16 protein-coding genes and 1 pseudogene are annotated in these 20,206 nt (G+C 65.2%); 11 read left to right on the top strand and 6 right to left on the bottom strand.

The genetic code is table 11. The annotated features are described in order from the left end of the window. Positions 1-120: 120 nt before the first annotated feature. Positions 121-1,604, bottom strand: a pseudogene (locus ACCQ15_RS14575) (sensor domain-containing diguanylate cyclase). Positions 1,605-1,891: 287 nt separating this feature from the next. Here ACCQ15_RS14575 and ACCQ15_RS14570 point away from each other — a divergent pair. The 8 genes from ACCQ15_RS14570 to ACCQ15_RS14535 all read left to right on the top strand — a co-directional run bounded on the left by ACCQ15_RS14570 (position 1,892) and on the right by ACCQ15_RS14535 (position 11,450). Continuing rightward, positions 1,892-2,899: a zinc-dependent alcohol dehydrogenase family protein gene (locus ACCQ15_RS14570; protein ID WP_218541115.1), complete on the top strand. Its 1,008-nt coding sequence runs from the start codon at positions 1,892-1,894 to the stop codon at positions 2,897-2,899. Between the two features lie 428 nt (positions 2,900-3,327). Continuing rightward, positions 3,328-3,978 carry an aldehyde dehydrogenase iron-sulfur subunit PaoA gene (paoA, locus tag ACCQ15_RS14565; protein ID WP_029819880.1) on the top strand — a complete coding sequence of 217 codons (651 nt, stop codon included), beginning with the start codon at positions 3,328-3,330 and terminating at the stop codon, positions 3,976-3,978. Further along, positions 3,975-4,925: an FAD binding domain-containing protein gene (locus ACCQ15_RS14560; protein WP_122272529.1), complete on the top strand. Its 951-nt coding sequence runs from the start codon at positions 3,975-3,977 to the stop codon at positions 4,923-4,925. Before paoA ends, ACCQ15_RS14560 begins: the two co-directional genes overlap by 4 nt. 1 nt (position 4,926) lies before the next feature. After that, complete coding sequence (paoC, locus tag ACCQ15_RS14555) at positions 4,927-7,134, top strand: aldehyde oxidoreductase molybdenum-binding subunit PaoC (protein ID WP_122272530.1); 2,208 nt, start codon at positions 4,927-4,929, stop codon at positions 7,132-7,134. Further along, positions 7,131-8,135, top strand: a complete 1,005-nt coding sequence (locus tag ACCQ15_RS14550; protein WP_041469729.1) for an XdhC family protein — start codon at positions 7,131-7,133, stop codon at positions 8,133-8,135. Before paoC ends, ACCQ15_RS14550 begins: the two co-directional genes overlap by 4 nt. A gap of 405 nt (positions 8,136-8,540) precedes the next feature. Beyond that, positions 8,541-9,149: a nucleotidyltransferase family protein gene (locus tag ACCQ15_RS14545; RefSeq protein WP_011348091.1), complete on the top strand. Its 609-nt coding sequence runs from the start codon at positions 8,541-8,543 to the stop codon at positions 9,147-9,149. Between the two features lie 667 nt (positions 9,150-9,816). Continuing rightward, positions 9,817-10,032 (top strand): hypothetical protein, encoded by a 216-nt coding sequence (locus ACCQ15_RS14540; RefSeq protein WP_008572430.1) that lies wholly within the window; start codon positions 9,817-9,819, stop codon positions 10,030-10,032. A 167-nt stretch (positions 10,033-10,199) separates the two neighbouring features. Next, the gene (locus ACCQ15_RS14535; protein WP_031423546.1) at positions 10,200-11,450 is read left to right on the top strand and encodes a DUF819 family protein; all 1,251 of its coding nucleotides are present in this window, start codon (positions 10,200-10,202) and stop codon (positions 11,448-11,450) included. 331 nt (positions 11,451-11,781) lie between these two features. Here the strand turns inward: ACCQ15_RS14535 and ACCQ15_RS14530 are convergent, their stop codons facing one another. Further along, positions 11,782-12,966 carry a Tle-like phospholipase domain-containing protein gene (locus ACCQ15_RS14530; protein ID WP_033478649.1) on the bottom strand — a complete coding sequence of 395 codons (1,185 nt, stop codon included), beginning with the start codon at positions 12,964-12,966 and terminating at the stop codon, positions 11,782-11,784. Between the two features lie 36 nt (positions 12,967-13,002). After that, the gene (locus ACCQ15_RS14525; protein ID WP_372381567.1) at positions 13,003-13,812 is read right to left on the bottom strand and encodes an ankyrin repeat domain-containing protein; all 810 of its coding nucleotides are present in this window, start codon (positions 13,810-13,812) and stop codon (positions 13,003-13,005) included. Between the two features lie 223 nt (positions 13,813-14,035). Between ACCQ15_RS14525 and ACCQ15_RS14520 the strand changes: the two genes are divergently transcribed. Further along, the gene (locus ACCQ15_RS14520) at positions 14,036-14,740 is read left to right on the top strand and encodes an HAD family hydrolase (protein ID WP_218502138.1); all 705 of its coding nucleotides are present in this window, start codon (positions 14,036-14,038) and stop codon (positions 14,738-14,740) included. 610 nt (positions 14,741-15,350) lie between these two features. Here ACCQ15_RS14520 and ACCQ15_RS14515 read toward each other — a convergent pair. Next, entirely contained in the window at positions 15,351-15,575 is a 225-nt protein-coding gene (locus tag ACCQ15_RS14515; protein WP_003488133.1) for a YbdD/YjiX family protein, read from the bottom strand. Beyond that, positions 15,575-17,647 (bottom strand): carbon starvation CstA family protein, encoded by a 2,073-nt coding sequence (locus ACCQ15_RS14510; RefSeq protein WP_008572442.1) that lies wholly within the window; start codon positions 17,645-17,647, stop codon positions 15,575-15,577. The genes ACCQ15_RS14515 and ACCQ15_RS14510 overlap by 1 nt, the downstream gene beginning before the upstream one ends. Before the next feature lie 230 nt (positions 17,648-17,877). Here ACCQ15_RS14510 and ACCQ15_RS14505 point away from each other — a divergent pair, with 230 nt between their 5' ends. After that, positions 17,878-18,735, top strand: coding sequence for a pirin family protein (locus ACCQ15_RS14505; protein WP_127166699.1), 858 nt, complete (start codon positions 17,878-17,880; stop codon positions 18,733-18,735). Positions 18,736-18,766: 31 nt separating this feature from the next. Further along, positions 18,767-19,201 (top strand): OsmC family protein, encoded by a 435-nt coding sequence (locus ACCQ15_RS14500; protein WP_031423537.1) that lies wholly within the window; start codon positions 18,767-18,769, stop codon positions 19,199-19,201. Positions 19,202-19,609: 408 nt separating this feature from the next. Here the strand turns inward: ACCQ15_RS14500 and ACCQ15_RS14495 are convergent, their stop codons facing one another. Continuing rightward, on the bottom strand, positions 19,610-20,071 hold the full coding sequence (locus ACCQ15_RS14495) for a hypothetical protein (RefSeq protein ID WP_031423535.1): 462 nt from the start codon (positions 20,069-20,071) through the stop codon (positions 19,610-19,612). Positions 20,072-20,206: the final 135 nt, after the last annotated feature.

The following is a 20,206-nucleotide window of genomic DNA, read 5'->3' as shown; positions in this document are numbered from 1 at the left end:
CGCAGGCTTGTGCGTAACGCATGGAGTGGGTGCGCCGTCCATGCGTTGCTCCAGGCTCGCGACATCCACCTTACGACAGCAGCGTGACCTCTACTGCAGGTTGTCGGCACCCCGGCAGCCCTAGGCCGATGTGCGATTGCGTCCCTTCTGCTTGGCGCGATACAGCGCCGAATCGGCATCGTGCACGATGGCGTTGGGCTCAGCGGCGCTTCGCCCGGCTCGAAGGTGGCTGCGCCGATGCTGACGGTGACATGCGCGCTGGTGGGGCTGGACAGGTGCATCAGGCCGAGCTCGGCGACCGCATTGCGCACAGCGTCGGCCAGGCGCAGCGCGCCGGCGGCATCGGTATGCGGCAGGATCATGCCGAACTCTTCGCCGCCGTAGCGCGCGGCGAGGTCTTCGCTGCGGCGCGAGCAGCCGGTAATGGCGCCTGCGATCAAACGCAGGCAGGCATCGCCGTTCACGTGGCCATAGGTGTCGTTGTAGAGCTTGAAGTGGTCGACGTCGATCATCAGCACCGACAATGGCGCCTCCAGGCGAACCGCGTCCTGCAACGCACGCGATAACCGGTGGTCGAAGGCGCGCCGGTTGGCGATGCCGGTCAATGCGTCTACCCAGGCTTCGGTGCTCAGCTTGGCTTCGTTGCGATGCATGCGGCGCAGTTGCAAATCCAGCCAGATCCCCACGCCCAGCAGCAGGGTGCAGCCCAGCGCGGCCACCACGATGCGCTGGCGCGCGGCTTCCCGCCAGTTCGCCAACGCATCGTCGACCGAAACGCCGGTCAGCACGGTCAGCGGATAGGGGCGCGCCGGTGCAAAGCTGGAGATGCGCTCCACGCCGTCGATCGGCGAGCGATAGGTGGCGGTGCCGTGCTTGCGTGCGCGCATGGTCACGTAGATCGACGTCCCCGCGATCGAGGTGCCGATCACGCCCTGTTTGTCTGGCCGTCGCACCATCACGATGCCATCGTCGTTGGTCATGCCGATGGTGCCGTGCGGGCCAACTTCGAAGGTGCTGTAGTAGTTCTGGAAATACTTCAGCTGCAGGGTGACCAGCACCACGCCGGCGAACTCGCCGCCGGGCGCGTTGAGACGGCGGCTCAAGGTCAGCACCCAGGAGCCGTCCGAGCGGCTTTGCACGGGCGGGCCGACCAGCGACAAGGCGTCGCGATGGTCGCGGTGGTATTTGAAATAGGCGCGGTCGGCGTTGTTGTGGGTCCTGGGGGTGCTGTCCAGCGACGAGCTCACCCAACTGCCGTCCGCGGCATAGATGAAGATGCCATGCAGGCGATCGGAGCGGCGCGCTTCGCGCACCAGAAACTCATGCATCGCAGAACGCGCCGCGCTGGAGCCCTGGTCGTGTTCGACCCGCGACACCAGCCCGGACAGCACTGCGTCGGCAATGGACAGGGTGTCGCTGGCATGCTGCGCCAGCGAGTTGGCCAGATTCAACGACTGCGCCTGTGCGCTACGCAGCGCGGTCGCGCGTTCTTCGTGGATGGACCAATACTCCGAGCCGAGCAACAACATCCAGGACACAGTCAGTACGAAATGCAGCGCGATGCGCTGAGCACGTTGCCGCCGCCGCTTGCTTGTTGACGTCACTGTGGCTACCTGTCTGGATACCAGGGCGATGCAACCGCCGTGCGAGCCTACGCGTCGTGGCGCGCGTGCCTAGGTGCGGCAACACGTGCAATGACAGATCTGTGATTGCTGCCTCACGTTGTATGCAACAGCCCGCTTGCCCGCATCGTTATGCGCGTTGGCCGCTGCAGCAGCGCTCGCTGCAGCGCTTCACCACGCACCGCGACAGATGTCAGAGCCAGCTCGACTGCGTTTGCGTAACGGGCAGCATGCTATCCCGGGTACTGAATCACGCTCAGGAGTTCCCCATGCACGCCATTCGTCTTCGCCATCCCGCCGCCATCGCATCGCTGCAGTCGGTTGCACTGCCCGATCCGGGGCAGCCTGCACGCGGTCAGATCCGCGTCCGCCTGCATGCCAGTTCGCTCAATTTTCATGATCTGGGCGTTGTGCTCGGGCAGATGCCGACCGCAGACGGGCGTATTCCGATGTCCGATGGCGCCGGCGTGGTGGAAGCAGTGGGGCCGGAGGTCGACGAGTTCGCAGTGGGCGATCATGTGGTGTCCACCTTCTTCCCGCAGTGGCTGGACGGCGAGCCCTTGCATGCCGGTTTTGCCACCACCCCAGGCGATGGCGTCGATGGCTATGCGCGCTCGGCGGTCGTCGCCGACGCGCAGGCATTCACCCATGCACCCCGCGGTTACAGCCACGCCGAGGCTGCGACGCTGACCACTGCCGGCGTTACCGCGTGGCGCGCGCTTGTGGTCAATGGCGGGCTCAAGGCCGGCGACAGCGTATTGGTTCTGGGCACCGGCGGCGTGTCGATTTTCGCGCTGCAATTTGCCAAGGCGATGGGTGCGCGCGTGATCGCCACTTCCTCATCCGACGAGAAACTGGAGAAGGTGCGAGCGCTCGGCGCCGACCACCTCATCAACTATCGGCAGCATCCCGAATGGGCGGCGCAGGTCCTGGACATCACCGAAGGGCGTGGGGTGGACCATGTGGTCGAGGTCGGTGGCCCGGGCACGCTGACGCAATCGATCCGTGCAGCGCGCGTAGGTGGGCATATCGCCTTGATCGGTGTGTTGACCGGTGCCGCTGGGCCGGTTCCGACTGCCGAAATGATGGGGCGCCAGCAACGCCTGCAGGGGTTGGTCGTTGGCAGCCGCAGGCATCAACAGGACCTGGTGCGCGCACTCGACAGCTTGCCGCTGCGGCCGGTGATCGATCGCAGCTTTGCGCTGGATGAGATCGGTGAAGCGTTCGCGCTGCAGAAGGCCGGTGGGCACCTCGGCAAGATCGCGCTGGAGTTCTGATCCAGCCCGCGGTACTGAGCGCGGGCGATGCGTCCGCAGCGCCGGCGCGTGAATTCCGTAGTTCGACGTGTGCAAGGGCCGCCGCCTGCATGATGCTGCTGGCGAGCGCAACCAATACTTCTCGAGTTTCGTTCGTTCGCAGCCCACGGCGGCCAACCAACGTGCTGCACGTGCACATTCCAAGAACTGTTCGGCCGGCCCGTCCGTCTCCAACGTCATCGGCGCATGGGCCTGGTTACTCGCAGTGATGAGCGTCTTTCATAGGCGCATGCAGCACCCAGCGCTAATGCGGGCAAAGGCGGCTACTAGAATCGGGCAATACACCGCTTCACGCCCGCAGGCGCCACCGCGCACTCACGCGCTTGTGACCGGCAGCGCTGCACATTGATTGAGAACTGTAAAAGCCAGCATTGTTGGAGATGCCAGCCATGAGAGACATCAAGATGACCCGTCGCGAGGTATTGATCGCAGGAACGGCATCGGCAGCCAGCGTTGCCGCAACCCAGTCGATGGCCGCCACCGCCGCCACTGCGATCTCGCAGCGGCCGGCAACCGAGCCTGCCAATGCATCCAGCCAGGTCGCTTTCGAGGTGAACGGCAAGCCGGTCGCTCTGACGCTGGATAACCGCACCACCTTGCTGGATGCGCTGCGCGAACATCTGCATCTCACCGGCACCAAGAAGGGCTGCGATCACGGCCAGTGCGGCGCCTGTACGGTCATCGTCGACGGGCAACGCATGAACGCGTGCCTGTCGCTGGCAGTGATGCACGAGGGCGCCAAGGTCACCACCATCGAAGGGTTGGGCACGCCGGACAAGTTGCATCCCATGCAGGCGGCGTTCGTCAAGCACGATGGCTACCAATGCGGGTATTGCACGCCCGGGCAGATCTGTTCGGCAGTGGCGGTGCTGGACGAGGTGAAGCGCGGGATCCCCAGCCATGTCACCGAAGACCTCACCGGAAAGACCAAGCTCACCACACCCGAATTGCAGGAGCGCATGAGTGGCAATATTTGCCGCTGCGGTGCGTATTCCAACATCGTTGAAGCCATCAACGACGTTGCCGGAGGCCGCGCATGAAGGCCTTTAGCTACGAGCGGGCCACCTCGCCAGCCGATGCGGCAGCCAAGGCCGCGCGCCAGCCCGGTGCCAAGTTCATCGCAGGCGGGACCAACCTGCTCGATCTGATGAAGCTGCAGATCGAAACGCCGTCGCACCTGATCGATGTCAACGGCCTGCGCCTGGATACCATCGAGGCCACGCCTGAGGGCGGCCTGCGCATCGGCGCACTGGTGCGCAACACCGATCTGGCGGCCGACCAGCGCGTGCGCCGCGATTATGCTGTGTTGTCGCGCGCATTGCTGGCCGGTGCCTCGGGACAACTGCGCAATCGCGCCACCACGGCAGGCAACCTGCTGCAACGGACGCGGTGTCCCTATTTCTACGACACCAATCAGCCGTGCAACAAGCGACTGCCTGGCAGTGGCTGTGCGGCCATCGGTGGCTATAACCGTCAACTGGCAGTTATCGGTGCCAGCGAGGCGTGCATTGCCACCCATCCCAGCGATATGGCCATTGCCATGCGCCTGCTCGATGCCGTGGTGGAAACGGTGCGCCCGGATGGGCAGACGCGCACCGTGGCCCTGTCCGAGTTCTATCGTGCACCGGGAACGACGCCGCACCTGGAAACCGTGCTGGAGCGCGGCGAATTGATCACCGCCGTCACCTTGCCCAAGCCGCTCGGTGGCACGCACGTGTACCGCAAGGTGCGCGACCGTGCCTCGTATGCGTTCGCCCTGGTGTCGGTGGCCGCCGTCGTTCAGCGCGACGGCAGTACGCGCGTCGCAGTCGGCGGCGTCGCGCACAAGCCATGGCGCAGCGAAGCTGCCGAAGCCAGAGCGAAAGAGGGTGCCCGCGCCATTGCGTCCGTGTTGCTCGACGGCGCACAGCCCACCGAACACAACGCATTCAAGGTGCCGCTGGTCGAGCGCACCTTGACCGCGATCCTGGCCGACACGAGGGCCTGATATGAAATTCGACACTCCCGCCGGCACCAATCCCATCGATCAGCTCACTGTCGTCGGCAAGCCCGTCGACCGTATCGACGGGCCACTCAAGACCACCGGGCAGGCACCGTATGCCTACGAACATCACGACTTGCCGGGCCAGCCCGCTTACGGGCATGTGGTGGGCGCAGGCATCGCCAAGGGCACCATTCGCAGCATCGATCTGAGCGCGGCGCGCAAGGCGCCGGGCGTGCTGGGCATCGTGACCGCGCAGAACGCAGGCAAGTTGCAAAAGGGCAAGTTCAACACCGCCAAGCTGTTGGGCGGCCCCGAGATCGCGCATTACCACCAGGCCATTGCCGTGGTGGTGGCGGAAACCTTCGAGCAGGCGCGTGCGGCCGGCCAGTTGATCAAGGTCGATTACGGCCGGCACGTTGGCGCCTACGATCTGGAAAAGGCCCGTGCCGGCGCCAAGGTGACCAAGAAGGGCGACGCGCCCAACAGCAATGTCGGCAACTTCGACGCTGCCTTCGCTACAGCGCCGGTGCAACTGGATGCCCAATACACCACACCGGATCATTCGCACGCGATGATGGAGCCGCACGCATCGATTGCCATGTGGGATGGCGACAAGCTCAGCGTGTGGACATCCAATCAGATGATCAATTGGGGTGCCGGCGATCTGGCCAGGACGCTGGGCCTCCCGCGCGAAAACGTACGGATCATGTCGCCGTACGTCGGCGGCGGTTTCGGCGGCAAGCTGTTCCTGCGTGCCGATGTAGTCTTGGCATCGCTGGCCGCGCGTCAGGTCGGACGTCCGGTCAAGGTGATGTTGCCGCGGCCGCTGATCGCCAATAACACCACCCACCGCCCGGCCACGGTGCAACGCATCCGGCTTGGGGCCGGGCGTGACGGCAAGCTCACGGCGATTGCGCATGAAAGCTGGTCGGGTGACTTGCCCGACGGCAGCCCGGAAAACGCCGCTGCACAGACGCAATTGCTCTACGCTGGTGCTAACCGCCTGATTACGACCCGTCTGGCCGTGCTCGATCTGCCCGAAGGCAATGCCATGCGCGCGCCGGGCGAGGCGCCGGGATTGATGGCGTTGGAAATCGCCATGGACGAGATGGCCGAAAAGCTCGACATGGATCCGGTCAAGTTCCGCATCGTCAACGACACCCAGGTGGACCCGGAAAATCCGCAACGCCCGTTCTCGCAGCGTCAGCTGGTCAAATGCCTGGAAGATGGCGCAAAGCGATTCGAGTGGTCCAAGCGCAAGGCCAGGCCGGGCAGCACGCGCGACGGTCGTTGGCTGGTCGGCATGGGCGTGGCGGCGGCATTTCGCAACGCGCCGGTCACGACTTCCGGCGCGCGCATGCGGCTGGAGCAGGGCGGGCGCGTGGTGGTGGAAACCGACATGACTGATATCGGGACCGGCTCCTATACCATCATTGCGCAGACCGCTGCGGAAATGCTCGGGGTCCCGCTGAACTGGGTGGATGTGCGCCTGGGCGATTCGAGCTTTCCGGCCTCTGCAGGCTCCGGTGGGCAGTGGGGCGCGAACAGTTCCACCGCAGGCGTCTATGCGGCCGCAGTCAAGTTGCGTGAAGCGGTGGCCAGGCAATTGGGCCTGGATCCGGCCGCTGCCGAATTTGCCGATGGCTATGTGCGCGCCGGTGGCAAGCGCATTGCGCTCGGCGATGCCGCGGCCAGTGGCGTGCTGGTGGTAGAAGACAAGATCGAGTTCGGCGACCTCAGCAAGACGCATCAACTCTCCACGTTCGGCGCGCATTTCGTCGAGGTGGGCGTGGATGTGGCCACCGCCGAAGTGCGCATCCGGCGCATGCTTGCCGTATGCGCCGCAGGACGCATCCTCAATCCCAAATCCGCACGCAGCCAGGTCATCGGCGGCATGACCATGGGTGCCGGCGCGGCACTGATGGAAGAGCTGGCAGTGGACAAACGCCTGGGCTTTTTCGTCAACCACGACCTGGCCGGCTATGAAGTGCCGGTGCATGCGGACATCCCGCATCAGGACGTGGTGTTCCTGGAAGAAAGCGACCCGCTATCGTCGCCGATGAAGGCCAAGGGCGTGGGTGAGTTGGGCATCTGCGGCGTGGCAGCAGCCATCGCAAATGCGGTGTACAACGCAACCGGCGTGCGTGTGCGCGACTATCCGGTGACCCTGGACAAATTGCTGCCGCACCTGCCCGAGATGCTGCGCGCGTGAGCGCGGTGGTTGCCCCGGTCGCGCATGCGCCGCCGGCGTGGCCGGCATGGCCGGGCTACGCGTTGCTCGACGATTTGTTGCCAACGTTGAGCGCATGGCAGCGTGCAGGGCAGCGCGTGGCGATGGCAACCTTGATCGATGTGCAAGGCTCCTCCCCACGGCCGTTGGGAAGCGAGATGGCCATCAGCGCCGATGGGAGCGTGGCAGGCTATGTCTCAGGCGGCTGCGTCGAGGCGGCGGTGGCACATGAAGCCATGGCAGCGCTGCGCGATGGTCAGCCGCGCTGGCTGGATTATGGCGAAGGCAGCCAGGTGCTGGACATCCAGCTCAGCTGCGGCGGGCGCATCGGCGTGCTGGTGTGGCCGGTGCCGGATCTGGGCGAGCACCTCGCACGTTGGCGTAACGCGCGCCAGCATCGGCGTGCATTTCATGTGGCCTTGGATCGTGCGTCCGGCACGGTGCGTTACCTGGCAAATGCACAGGACGCGCGCGCGGGCGAATTCGTGCGCAGCCATCGTCCGCCGTTGCGGCTGGTGCTGGTCGGCGCCGACCCATCGCTGCTGGCGCTGGTGTCGTTGGCCAGCCAGATGGGCATCGACGTGCGCGTGTTGCGGCCGCATGGTCCGGGCGAACCGCCGCCGGGCTTGGCGCCCGAGCACTACGACCGACGTGCGTTGGGCGATGCGCTGCATGACCTGCACCTGGATGCCGACACCGCGCTGTATAGCCTGGCCCACGATGCCGAGATCGACATGCAGGTTGCGCAGCGCGGCTTGGCGTCCCCTGTCGCCTGCATCGGCATCCTTGGCAGCCGGCAGAAGCGCGAAGGTCGCTTGCAGGCCTTGCGGGCGCTTGGGTATGGCGATGCCGCGCTCGCACGCCTGCGTATGCCGGCGGGCTGGCGCATGGGGCGCTCGTCACCGCACACCATCGCGCTCGGCATCATCGCCGAAGCCACGCAAGCGGTGGTAGATCTACAGGCCGTGACCGCAAGCCGATAAGTCGCTGGCTGCTCCTGCCGCGTGCGTGAGTCATCAAGGCGCATCGCAGCCGGTCGGGTCGAACACAGCTGCTTTCGAGCACTATCGTGGCAGGCCTCCGACAGCACGCTGTCATCTGCATCGCCATGGGCAGGCCTTGGCCAATGCATCCACAGCGCACGCCAAGGGTAGTCACCTTGCACGCACAGCCGGCGCTCTAGGCTGCAGCTGTCTTCCATTCAAGCAGCACGTCGCCATGACCCCTGTTCCGGATCGCCACGTCGACGTATCGCGTGATGCTGTTCGCGTTAGCTTCTTCGCCACCCACCATTCCGCACGTGGTGACGACGTCGGAAAGCGCCACGCTCCCGCCGTCTGGCAACCAGCGCCGCACGCTGCTGCCGCCACGCCGGCAGCGTGCGGCGCATGAGTGGCGATCATGCCGCACTGGTGCTGGGCGCCGGGGCAGGGCGCCGGCTTGGCCGCTCGAAGCAATTGCTGATGCGCGATGGCGAGCCGTTGCTGCATCGCGCCGCTCGCATTGCGTTACTGACTGCGCCACGCCGCTGCGTGGTCGTGCTGGGTGCCGATGCTGATGCGTTGAGCGAGGTGTTGCAGGATCTGGATGTCGAAATACTGCGGCACCCCGATTGGTCCGAGGGCATGGGCTCCAGCCTGGCCGCGTTGCGCCGGCATGTGCAGGGCGACCCGGCATTGCGACGCAGCCTGATCCTGGGGTGCGATCAGCCTGCGCTGGATGCCCCGCATCTGCGCTCCCTGCTGGAAGAAGCCGATCGCGCCGTCTCCGGGTGTGCAACCAGTGGCTACAGCGGCGTGCGCGGCATTCCCGCGGTGGTCACGCATGCGGCCTGGGCGGATGTGCCATTGCAGGCCGATAGCGGCTTGCGGGGCCTGTTCGCCAGCCTGGACATGCAGAGCCTGGGGTGCGTAAGCGCCCCGGCGTTGGCATTGGATATCGACACGCCGGCGGATCTGGCCGCCGCGCAGCAGCGCGGCTGGGTCGATGCGGACTGAGACGCCGTGACGGGTACGCACGCAAATCTCTGGCAGCCTGGGTCCTGACACGATCGGCGCCGGCCGCACCGTCAGCGGCAGGCACCGTCACTGCACGCACGCTGACGTGACCGGTGCCGATCACCGACACCGGTCCAGGCGCGTTACCTCTTTTTTGCAGCCCGCCAACCGACATGCCTGGCCGACGCGCTCAACCGTGCAACAGCCTTACGACCACAGCACGACCGCTTCCCTGATCACCAACACATAGCCAATGACCATGGCGGTCTTGACCGAAAACTGGAATTTCCTAAGCAGATGCATGCAACCCCTCCCCAGAGGCAGTCTTCAAGAGCGACTGATCACCCACTGCGCACCGTCCACGCCCGTCTGACGGTTGCTGATGACGCGGCGTTCACCAGTCCTGACCGAATGTAGCGCTGGACGTGATGTGTGTCACGTAAGAATTTTCCTACCGACCTGCCAGTGTCAGCCCGACGGCATTGGCATGCATAAAAGAACATCCTGGCTATGCCGGACGCGGGGCCATTGGCTACTCTCCCGCGGCCCCTTGAGTAAGGGCACGCCGGCATACCGGACGGGAGAAGGCGTTCCCATTCCTCGCGCATCGCGGCCCCACGCCCCATGCGCCTTTGCTCGACCGCTAGACGCACTGGCCGGAGGCCTGATGGACGAGTCTCGTTATGTCGTACGCATCCACCCCGCACAGGGCGGCTGGTGGGTAACCCGCCCGCACTGGTCGCCGCTGCGGTATTTGCGCGAGCAGGGCGCCCTGGACTTTGCCGAATGGATGGCAAAGCTGCACTGCCTGACCACCGGCCAGCCCAGCGGCGTGGTGGTCAACACCGGAGGCGGCGATCGGGTGGTGCGGCGTTACGGCTGAGGCCGTAGGCAACGCTGTCGCTTGCTGCAGTAAACCATTGCCCACGGTGGCGGCTGTCCGCAGCTGTGCGGGGTTTGCGCAGACGTCCGGGTCGGCTAGATTCGAGGTATCGGCCACCTGGGTCCGGTCCGCGCTCTGGCGGCTACTTCTCTGGATGTCCGCCTGTCGTGAATGCTGCCGGTGCTGCGCTGATTCGAAACGATATCGTTGTGTTCGGCCTGATCGCCGCCACCCTGGGCGCAGTGTTCTGGACGTCTGCGCGGGAGCAGGGGTTCTGGCGGCGTTTCTACGCGGTGGTGCCGGCCTTGTTGCTGTGTTATCTGCTGCCCGGCATCTACAACACGGTCGGTTTGATCGATGGTGCCAACACCCGGTTGTACAACCCGATCGCCCGTGACGTGCTGCTGCCTGCGGCATTGATCCTGCTGACCTTGAGCATCGATCTGCGCGCGATCCTGCGGCTCGGCCCCAAGCTGGTGGCGATGTATCTGGGCGCATCGCTGAGCATCATGCTGGGTGCGGTGGTGGCGTTCTGGGTGATGCGCTGGCTGCATCCGGCCACCGTGGCCGGCGATACCTGGGCCGGCATGGCAGCGCTGGCGGGCAGCTGGATCGGCGGTGGCGCCAACATGCTGGCGATGCGCGAGGTGTTCGATGTGGACGCAACCACGTTCGGGCAGTTCGCGGTGGTCGATGTCGGCGTGGGCTATGTGTGGATGGCGGCGCTGATCTTCCTGGCCGGCCGCGCGCGCAAGATCGATGCACGCAGCGGTGCCGACACCCGGGCGCTGGATGCCTTGCAGGAGCGCATGGCGCGCTTCCAGGCCGAGCATGCGCGCATTCCCAGCTTGGCCGACTTGATGGTGATCGTGGCGGTGGCATTCGGCGGTGTCGGCCTTGCGCATGCCCTGGCCGATCCCCTTGCCGCGTGGTGCAAGGCGCAGTTGGATTGGGCCAGCCAGTTCAGCCTGGACACGCCGTTCGTGTGGGTGGTGGTGCTGGCGACCAGCCTGGGCCTGCTGCTGAGCTTTACCCGTGCGCGCACGCTGGAGGGCGCGGGCGCGTCCAGGATCGGCACCTTGCTGCTGTATTTCCTGATCGCCTGCATCGGCATGCAGATGGATCTGCTGGCGCTGCTGGACCGGCCATGGTTGTTCCTGCTCGGCCTGATCTGGATTGCCGTGCACATTGCCGTGTTATGGGGGCTTGGCCGGTTGTTGCGGGTGCCGTTCTTTTATTTTGCGATCGGCTCGCAATCCAATATCGGCGGCCCGGCCTCCGCGCCGGTGGTTGCCGCGGCATTTCACCCGGCTCTGGCGCCGGTCGGTGTGCTGCTGGGCACGATGGGCTACGCCACCGGCACCTATCTAGCCTATCTGGTCGGCATTACCTTGCGGGCGATGGCAGGCGCTGGATAACTCGCGCCGCAATCTGCAACGCCACGATGAAGCGACCGAGCGAGGTATCACACCGCTGTGCAATCGCCAGTGCGGCTGGGCTGGGCGATGCTCGGCGTTGCGCCATGTGCCGCGCCTGGCATGCCGCTTCTGCGCACCGTGCGCGATTGGCTGACGACTCCGATGACACGGTGTCGGCCATGTCGCGCCGCGGTTCGAATACGCGCGCTAGTCTCAAAGACACGCTGCACTGCGCGAAGCCGACAGCGATCGCGCGCAAGACCTTGACGCGCTGCTGCCAGCCGCGTGCAGGCGAAGAGTGGCCCGCGACATTGCGCGGGCCACTGGCGCCTTACTGCTGAATCACCCGGCGCTGCTCTTCCTGCTGCTGCGGCGGCTGCTGGGTGTGTTGCTGATTGTGCTGGTGCAGCTGGCTGACATTGGTCTGCGCCGGCTCGTTGGCTGCCGATGCCGTCTGCACATGGCTGCGCAGATGGGCCGGGTCGTCCATGCGCCCCTGCACCGCGATCAGGCTGTCGCCGTCACGGTTGGGCACCAGGTGATCGATACGTTGCAAGCCATCGTTGCCTGCACGCGCGGCCACGCTGGCAGCGGTATTGAGAAACGCGGTGTCGTCGCGCAGCCCCAGGCGGTCGCGTTGCCCATCCAACTGCACCACCGCGTCGTTGAATAGCTGGCTGCCGGGCTGCAATGCGGTGCCGCGCGCCTGGTCCTGCAACTGCATGTCCTGCGCCTTCATCACCGAATCGATGCCGTGCAGATCCAGCCGATGCTTGAGCATCATGCCCGGCACCAGACGCTGGCCGAAGGACAACGGGTCCGGTTCGGGCAGTTCGATCTGATGACCGGCCGCATTGGGCATGGCCCATTTGAGCGGGATGCTGTCTTCCTGCAGATGGGTCAGGATTTCGTTCTTGACGTGGTAGCCGCGGATCAATTCGCTGTTGGCGTAATCCTTGGCCGCCGATGCATCCAGACCTTGGCGCTCCAGCGTGCGGTCGTTGACGCCGGCGGCGTTATAGGTCACCGCCGGAATGTCGTTGACCATTGCCGATGCCGCGGCCAGACCGCCGCCCAGCGAATGCCCGCTGATCACCACCTGGTCGCCGAACGCCTGTTTGGCCTGGCTACCGAGCTGGATCGCCGAAGCGTATTGCGCATCGTCCAAGCCCAGGCCCTGGCCGATGTTGTGCTTCCAGTCCTTGCCTTCGTCGGTGCCGCAGAAGCCCAGCACCACCTGCCCCTGATCATTGCGATAGAACGCGGCATCGAAGCCGCTCTTGGCGTCGTGCAGCAGGGCAGGGTCGATGCCTGCCTGCTGCAGCGCGCGGTCGTCCATGCGCGACCAGCCATTGGGCAGGGCGGCAAAGGTTTCGGCACCGCCTTCGCGTCGCTGCGCGGCGGTGGCGTAAAGGTCCTGCAGCATCGCTGGAAGCTGGCGGTCTTCCGGATGCGGTTGTTGCCCGCGCATCGATTCTGCGAACGGGGTGGAAGAAGAGGATTCTGACGGGCTCATGCGCGGCTCCTTGCGTTCGTCATGCGAAAAGCGCGCTTAGCGGCTGCTTTCCACGGGAATGTTGTGGGCGTTCAACCACGCGCGTACGTCCGACCTGACCTGCTGGCCGCTGGCGTTGAGCAGGCGGTCCGGCGTGGTGAAGAAATACGCCTGGAAGGTCTTCTGCTGGGCATTACGCACGGTGGGATCGACACCGGCCTTGAGCAGGGTGAGCACTGCAGGGCTGGCTGCGCCACTTTGCGCCGCAAGGTGCAGCAGGCTGTTGCCGGTGTGGTCGACGCGCTGTACATCTGCACCGGCCTTGATCAGCAAATCGATCTGCGCATCGCGCTTGCTCTGCACCGCGCGAAACAGCGGCGTCCAGCCCGCCCGCGCGCTGACGACATCGATCGGCGCCTTGTGCTGCAACAGGATCTGCAGATACTGCGGGTCTTGCGCCATGGCGGCTATGTGCACGACCGTTTCCTGGTCCATGCCGGGGAGCGATGGGTCTGCGCCTGCATCGAGCAATGCGGCCAGCGCGCGCGGTTGTTCGTTCCAGATTGCCCATTCGAGCAAGGTGACGTTTTGATCGCCATGCGCGGCGAGATCGACAGTGGGGGCGAGTGCCTTGATCCGGGCCACATCACCGTGCGCAATGGCCTGGGCGATGTCGGTCAGGGCGGGGTCGCGGAAGGCGACGGTGTGGTCCTGCAGCGTGGCTGACATGGTGGTTTGCTCCTTGGCACCGGGCGAGGCGGTGCATGAGACCGCGAAAAACGAGGTCGCAAGAACGAGCAGGGCGGGGAATCGCGGTTGCATCGAAATCTCCTTCTCCTGATCGCATTCCTGATGACGCTGCAGCAAGTCCCGCCGCAGCGGGGCAGATCCTAGCAGCTGGAAAAATCGCTTGCGGTAAGATTTCGTGACATGGCTTTTTGTGACATGACGGTACGGCGTGTGACATGACGGTGCTGTGGGCCGCATGCTCGGGGCCGCCTGTCCTGATGGTGCGCATGCTGCAAGCGGCGAAGTGTCCATCGCCACAGCCTGCTGCCCCACAGCCGACGGTCACACCCGGGCCGGCATAATGGCGCTTTGTGGGCAGATGGGTGCGATGGAGTACGAGCTACTGATCAGTGACTGTGATGGCGTTCTTGTCGACAGCGAGATACTGGCCGACCGGGTAATGCGTGAGGCGCTGGCGTCTTTCGTGCCAAGCGAGCCGCTGGAACAGCTGCTGGAAACCACCTTCGGGCAGACCACGCGCGAGGTGCTGCGGCGGGTGGAAGAGCGCTTTGCATTGCAGTTGCCAGAGACCCTGCTCGCGCAGATCCAGGCGCGCAGCGAGGCCTTGATCCAGGCGCAGGTGCAGCCGATCGCAGGCGTACGCGAGGCGTTGGAGCAGATTCCATTGCCGTTGGCGGTGGCCTCCAATAGCCGGCGCCACAATGTGATTGCCTCGGTGGAACGGGCCGGGCTCACCGCACGCGCGGCGGGACGTATTTTCAGTGCCGACATGGTGGAGCGGCCCAAGCCGGCACCGGACGTGTATCTGCTGGCGGCACGCACCGCCGGAGTCGCGCCGCAGCGTTGTGTGGTCATCGAAGACAGCCCCACCGGTGCAACCGCGGCCGTGACGGCCGGCATGCAGGTGCTGGGGTTTACCGGTGCAAGCCACATTCCACCGGGGCATGGCGACACCCTGCGCCGCATTGGTGTGCTTGAAGTGTTCGACGACATGCGTGATTTGCCTGCGCTGTTCGCGCGGTTGGCGCAAAAGCGGGCTGGGTAAGGCGGCAGCTTGGTGAGGGGGGGCGGTGTCATGGGTACGCAGTGGCCCCGTCCCGCCAGCGGCGAGGACACCGCGCCGCAAGGTGTTCGGTTGTCTTGTCGAAACATGCGTAACGACCAACGTGAGAGGGCCCGCAGCCAATGCGCGGGTAGTGTCCTGCAATTGATGGATTGGACGTTGCGATCCGTCCGAGTGATCGCGATTCGCGTCATCGCCCAATCTTGACGCATTCAAAAGCTGGGTCGTCGAGTGCGCGGTTTCCTCGCCGCTTGCGGGATACGCCGTGAACCCGTCCATGGGAGTCGTTGGCGGCATCCATGCCGCCAACGGTCCCGCAAGTGGCGAGGACACCGCACTAGACAGTTGACTGACGCCTGGTGAAAGCAGCTCGCTGCCGCGAACAGGTTCCTGCACGCGTCGATTGGGTTTTTGCTGCGGATCGATTGGCCATCACATCGACAGGCGCTGCGACGAGCGAATGCGCCATTACGTGATTCGTTTTATCGAGTTGCGGTCGAGCCAACGCAACAGGGCGCGATTCGCATCGCGCCCTGTTGCGGTTCTACCTCTTGATCGGCCGACGACCGGCCAGGCAATCAACCGTCACCGATCAACAACAGCGAAACCCACTCTTGCCGCCATAGCGCGCATCCTGGCGCTCGCGGAAGAAGGCGGGGTAGTCCATCACCGGTTTATCGGGATGCTTTTCCAGCATGTGGCGCACGTAGTTGTCGTAGTCGGGGATGCCGCAGCACAGCCGTGCGGTCTGGATCAGGCGCCGCCAGATGCGGCGATGCGCCTGATAGTGACTGGCCAGGACGAGTTGCGTGCCCATTACAGGTCTGCCATCTGATGCGGCTGCAACGCCACGTACGGGGTTTCGCGGTCGGTGCGCTGCGGGTTGCGGCGTGCTGCCACGATCGTCTTGATCGAATAGATCAGGATCGAGCCGACCACGAACAGGAACAGCACGGTCAGCCCGGTGTTGACATAGGCATTGGTGACGATCTGCTGCATCTGCGGCACCGTCTTGGCCGGCGCGGTGATGGTGTTGCTGGCGATGGCCGCCTGGAACTTGTGCGCCTGCGCCAGGAAGCCCTGCGCCGGGTTGCTGTCGAAGATCTTGATCAACCCGGCGTACGTGGTGCACAACAACAGCCACAGCGCCGGCACGATGGTGACCCAGGCGTAGCGGTCGCGCTTCATCTTGAACAACACCACCGTACCCAGCATCAACGCGATCCCGGCCAGCATCTGGTTGGAGATGCCGAACAACGGCCACAAGGTCTGGATGCCGCCGAACGGATCGATCACGCCGGTGTAGAGCAGGTAGCCCCACAGCGCCACGCAACCGGCGGTGGCGATGATGTTGGCGGTCCACGACTCGGTTTTCTTCAACGCCGGGATGAAGTTGCCCAGCAGGTCCTGCAGCATGAAGCGGCCGGCGCGCGTGCCGGCGTCTACCGCGGTCAGGATGAACAGGGCTTCGAACAGGATGGCGAAGTGATACCAGAACGCCATGGTGTCTTCGCCCGGCAGCAACTGGTGCAGGATCTGCGCGATGCCCACCGCCAGCGTAGGGGCACCGCCGGCGCGCGCCAGGATGCTGTGCTCGCCGATATCGCGTGCCGTGGCCTCGAGTACCTGCGGTGTGATCGAGAAGCCCCACTCGCTGATCTTGGCAGCCACTGCGACAGTGTCGGTGCCCACCAGCGAGGCTGGGCTGTTCATGGCGAAGTAGATGCCCGGCTCGATGATCGACGCGGCCACCAGCGCCATGATCGCCACGAACGATTCCATCAGCATGCCGCCGTAGCCGATGTAGCGCATGTGGCCTTCGTTGGCGAGCAGCTTGGGCGTCGTGCCGGACGCGATCAACGCATGGAAGCCGGAGACCGCGCCGCAGGCAATGGTGATGAACAGGAACGGGAAGATGCCGCCCTTCCAGACCGGGCCATCGCCGGTGGAGGCAAATTGCGTGAGCGCCGGCATCTTCAGGTCCGGCATGACAACCAGGATGCCGATCGCCAGGGCCAGGATGGTGCCGATCTTGAGGAAGGTGGACAGGTAGTCGCGCGGTGCCAGCAGCAGCCACACCGGCAGCACCGAGGCGACGAAGCCGTAGCCGATCAGCATCCAGGTGATCTGCTTGGCGGTGAAGGTGAAGGCCGGGCCCCAGGTCGGGTCCGCGGCCACCTTGCCGCCCAGCCAGATCGCCCCCAGCAGCAGGATCAACCCCACCACCGAGATCTCGCCGATCTTGCCGACGCGGATGTAGCGCATGTACACGCCCATCATGATCGCGATGGGCATTGTGGCGATGACGGTGAACATGCCCCATGGGCTTTCCGCTAGCGCCTTGACCACCACCATCGCCAGCACCGCCAGGATGATGATCATGATCAGGAAGGCGCCGAACAGGGCGATGGTGCCGGGCACCTGGCCCATTTCCTCGCGCACCAGATCGCCCAGCGAGCGGCCGTTGCGACGGCTGGACAGGAACAGCACCACGAAGTCCTGCACCGCACCGGCGAACACCACGCCCACCACCAGCCACAGCAGGCCGGGCAGGTAGCCCATCTGTGCGGCGAGCACCGGGCCGACCAGCGGCCCGGCGCCGGCGATGGCGGCGAAGTGATGGCCGAACAGCACGTGCTTGTTGGTGGGCACGTAATCCAGGCCGTCGTTGTTGGCGACCGCCGGGGTGGCGCGGGTGATGTCCAGCTGCATCACCTTGTCGGCGATGAACAGGCTGTAGAACCGGTAGGCGATCAGATAGATCGACACCGCGGCCACCACGATCCATAACGCGTTGATGTGCTCGCCACGCCGCAGCGCAACGGTACCCAGGCAGAACGCGGCCAGCAGCGCCAACGCGCCCCAGGCCAGCTTGGAGAACCCTTTCATGCATGCCCCTCAGGAACGATTCGTTCAAGGGTCCCCCCACGCCCGGCTGCGGTCAATGCCAGGCGGGCGCAACGGGTTAAAACTTTGGTCGTAGGGTGCTGCGGTCATAGATCGGTTAGAGCGCTGGCACGCTGGCGGCGTTTGGAACGATCGGTTGCAATGGTCGCGGTTGGGCGGCGGCCCGCGCGCACCCATCATTGGCGCTTCGCCACAGGGCACAGGGACAAGCGATGAGCACCACGACCACCACAGCAGCGCACGTACTGCGCACCATTCGCGGCATGCCGACCTCCGACGGGGCCGGGGTCAAACTGACCCGCGTCATCGGCACCCAGCAGCTGCCGGAGCTGGACCCGTTCCTGATGCTGGACGAATTCGGCACCGACAAGGCCGAAGACTATCTGGCCGGTTTCCCCAGCCACCCGCATCGCGGTTTCGAGACCGTGACCTACATGCTCGACGGGCGCATGCGCCACAAGGACAACCACGGCAACGAAGGCCTGCTGACGCCGGGCAGCGTGCAGTGGATGACCGCCGGGCGCGGGCTGATCCATTCGGAAATGCCGGAGCAGGAATCCGGGCGCATGCGCGGCTTTCAGTTGTGGGTGAACCTGCCGGCGCGCGAGAAGATGACCGATCCCAAGTACCAGGAGTACGCACCCGACCACATTCCGGTGGCGCATCCGGCGCCCGGCGTGACGGTCAAGGTGATTGCCGGTGCGGTCGGCGAGGTGGTCGGGCCGATCGTGCAACCTGCAACGAGCCCGGTGTACCTGGATATCGCGTTGGAGCCGAACGTGGAATGGGAGTATCAGCTGCCCAGCGGACATAACGCGTTCGCGTATGCCTTCGAGGGCGCGCTGACGGTGGGCGAGAGCGACACCGCGCGCGTGTTGCCGGCGCAGCAGCTGGCCGTGCTGGGTGGCGGACAGCGCCTGCGCCTGCAAGCCGGTGCCGACGGTGCGCAGCTGATCCTGGTCGCGGGCCGCCCGCTCAACGAGCCGGTGATGCGGCATGGCCCGTTCGTGATGAACACCAAGCAGGAGCTGATGCAGGCGTTCGTCGATTTCCAGGAAGGCCGGTTTTGAACCGGCCCGCGTACGACAACAGGAGCGGGCAATGAGTGACCGGCCCGTCAGCGTGCGCACCGGCACGGTGCCGTACACGGTCAGCATCCACGACGGGCTGCACACCTGGAGCGGCGATACGCAGCCGGCCAATGGTGGCAGCGACGCCGGGCCGGATCCCGAATCGCAGGTGTTGGGCGCACTGGGTGCGTGCACCGCCATCACGGTGTCGATGGTGGCCGCGCGCAAGCAGTGGCCGCTGACGGCGGTGCACGTGCATCTGCGTTACACGCAGCGCGGCGCTGCCGGCACGGCGATCGCCCGCGCGGTGGTGCTTGACGGTGCACTCGACGACGAGCAACGCGCACGGTTGATGGAGGTGGCCGACAAATGCCCGATCCATCGCCTGCTGACCGGCGAGGTGCGCATCGAGACTCAGTTGCAGGCGGCTGGCGGCGGTGGAGACACGGCGATTCGAAGCGACTGACAGACGCTTGCCGGCAGTCTTTGGGTTCGGTGAATGCGGAATCGGAATTGGAACGAGCGATCGGTCCACGCCGATTCCGGGCGTATGCCGACATGACGTGCGCCACTGCTCCAACGTTTGCAACCGTGAGCGTTCTCCAGCCCATCGCCGCCGCACGTGGTGGCCGCCGGAATCAAAATCGTTGAGCGGCTGGACGCATCGGTGCGCTTGGTGCATGCGCAAGCCGCTCGGGCGTCGCCTCATGCGCGTCGGCGCGACACGCGAGGGCACGAGCATCAGTGCGCAATGGTGATCTGCGGCGACACGCTCGCGGCAGATATCGTCAGATACTGTCTGCAGCGTGCCGGCAAACCCGCGCGCTGCAAGACAGGTGCAGCAGCAGTGCGCGGGGCTGTGACGCGCGCTGCGTCAGCGCTGCAGCGCCAGGCTGGCCGGCTGCAGATCCATGTTCTGCACCATCGACTGCATCGAGGCGAGTTCTTCGGTGCTGCCGCCGTCGATCCACAGCTGGGCGTAGCGCTTCTTGCCCAGTTCGACCACGGTGACACGGCGCGATTCCGTGCCCGGCATGTCGCGGCCGCCCAGATCGAGCTTGTACCAGTAGAAGTCTTCCTGCTGGATCTGGCCCTTTTCGGCGCGCCGCTCGCGTGCCAGTGTCATCGCCGGGTCGCGGGTAGTGAGCATCACGCCGACCACCTGCCGGCCATCGGCAGTCATGGCCTTGCAGACCAGGTAATCGGCACCGGCGAGCTCGTTCCACTGCAGGCCGGAGGCCGGTGGCAACGGCGGGCAGACCGGCGAGGTCTGGGCATGGGCGGTGGCAGCGGCCAGCAGCAAGCTCAGGCCAACAAGGCAGGATGCAGACTTCATACACGATTCCCCGGCATTGGATGACGATGCGGGCGCGCCGATTTCGTGCCGTTGCAGTGCCTCGAACTCCCCGTCCAAGGACTGCCGTCTACGCAACGCGCTCCGTCTACAGGGCCATCACTACCACAGTTTTGC

Source organism: Xanthomonas sp. NCPPB 1754, assembly GCF_041475725.2.
GTDB classification, from domain to species: domain Bacteria; phylum Pseudomonadota; class Gammaproteobacteria; order Xanthomonadales; family Xanthomonadaceae; genus Xanthomonas; species Xanthomonas euvesicatoria.
This window is presented reverse-complemented; position numbering and strand designations above follow the sequence as displayed.

What these genes read in the sequence shown, in the direction of transcription:
- paoC (WP_122272530.1), top strand. Translation starts at nt 4,927, where the DNA reads ATGAAATTCGACACTCCCGCCGGCACCAATCCCATCGATCAGCTCACT.
- ACCQ15_RS14570 (WP_218541115.1), top strand. Translation starts at nt 1,892, where the DNA reads ATGCACGCCATTCGTCTTCGCCATCCCGCCGCCATCGCATCGCTGCAG.
- ACCQ15_RS14545 (WP_011348091.1), top strand. Translation starts at nt 8,541, where the DNA reads ATGAGTGGCGATCATGCCGCACTGGTGCTGGGCGCCGGGGCAGGGCGC.
- paoA (WP_029819880.1), top strand. Translation starts at nt 3,328, where the DNA reads ATGAGAGACATCAAGATGACCCGTCGCGAGGTATTGATCGCAGGAACG.
- ACCQ15_RS14540 (WP_008572430.1), top strand. Translation starts at nt 9,817, where the DNA reads ATGGACGAGTCTCGTTATGTCGTACGCATCCACCCCGCACAGGGCGGC.
- ACCQ15_RS14515 (WP_003488133.1), bottom strand. Translation starts at nt 15,575, where the DNA reads ATGGGCACGCAACTCGTCCTGGCCAGTCACTATCAGGCGCATCGCCGC.
- ACCQ15_RS14560 (WP_122272529.1), top strand. Translation starts at nt 3,975, where the DNA reads ATGAAGGCCTTTAGCTACGAGCGGGCCACCTCGCCAGCCGATGCGGCA.
- ACCQ15_RS14505 (WP_127166699.1), top strand. Translation starts at nt 17,878, where the DNA reads ATGAGCACCACGACCACCACAGCAGCGCACGTACTGCGCACCATTCGC.
- ACCQ15_RS14520 (WP_218502138.1), top strand. Translation starts at nt 14,036, where the DNA reads ATGGCGCTTTGTGGGCAGATGGGTGCGATGGAGTACGAGCTACTGATC.
- ACCQ15_RS14500 (WP_031423537.1), top strand. Translation starts at nt 18,767, where the DNA reads ATGAGTGACCGGCCCGTCAGCGTGCGCACCGGCACGGTGCCGTACACG.
- ACCQ15_RS14510 (WP_008572442.1), bottom strand. Translation starts at nt 17,647, where the DNA reads ATGAAAGGGTTCTCCAAGCTGGCCTGGGGCGCGTTGGCGCTGCTGGCC.
- ACCQ15_RS14530 (WP_033478649.1), bottom strand. Translation starts at nt 12,966, where the DNA reads ATGAGCCCGTCAGAATCCTCTTCTTCCACCCCGTTCGCAGAATCGATG.
- ACCQ15_RS14495 (WP_031423535.1), bottom strand. Translation starts at nt 20,071, where the DNA reads ATGAAGTCTGCATCCTGCCTTGTTGGCCTGAGCTTGCTGCTGGCCGCT.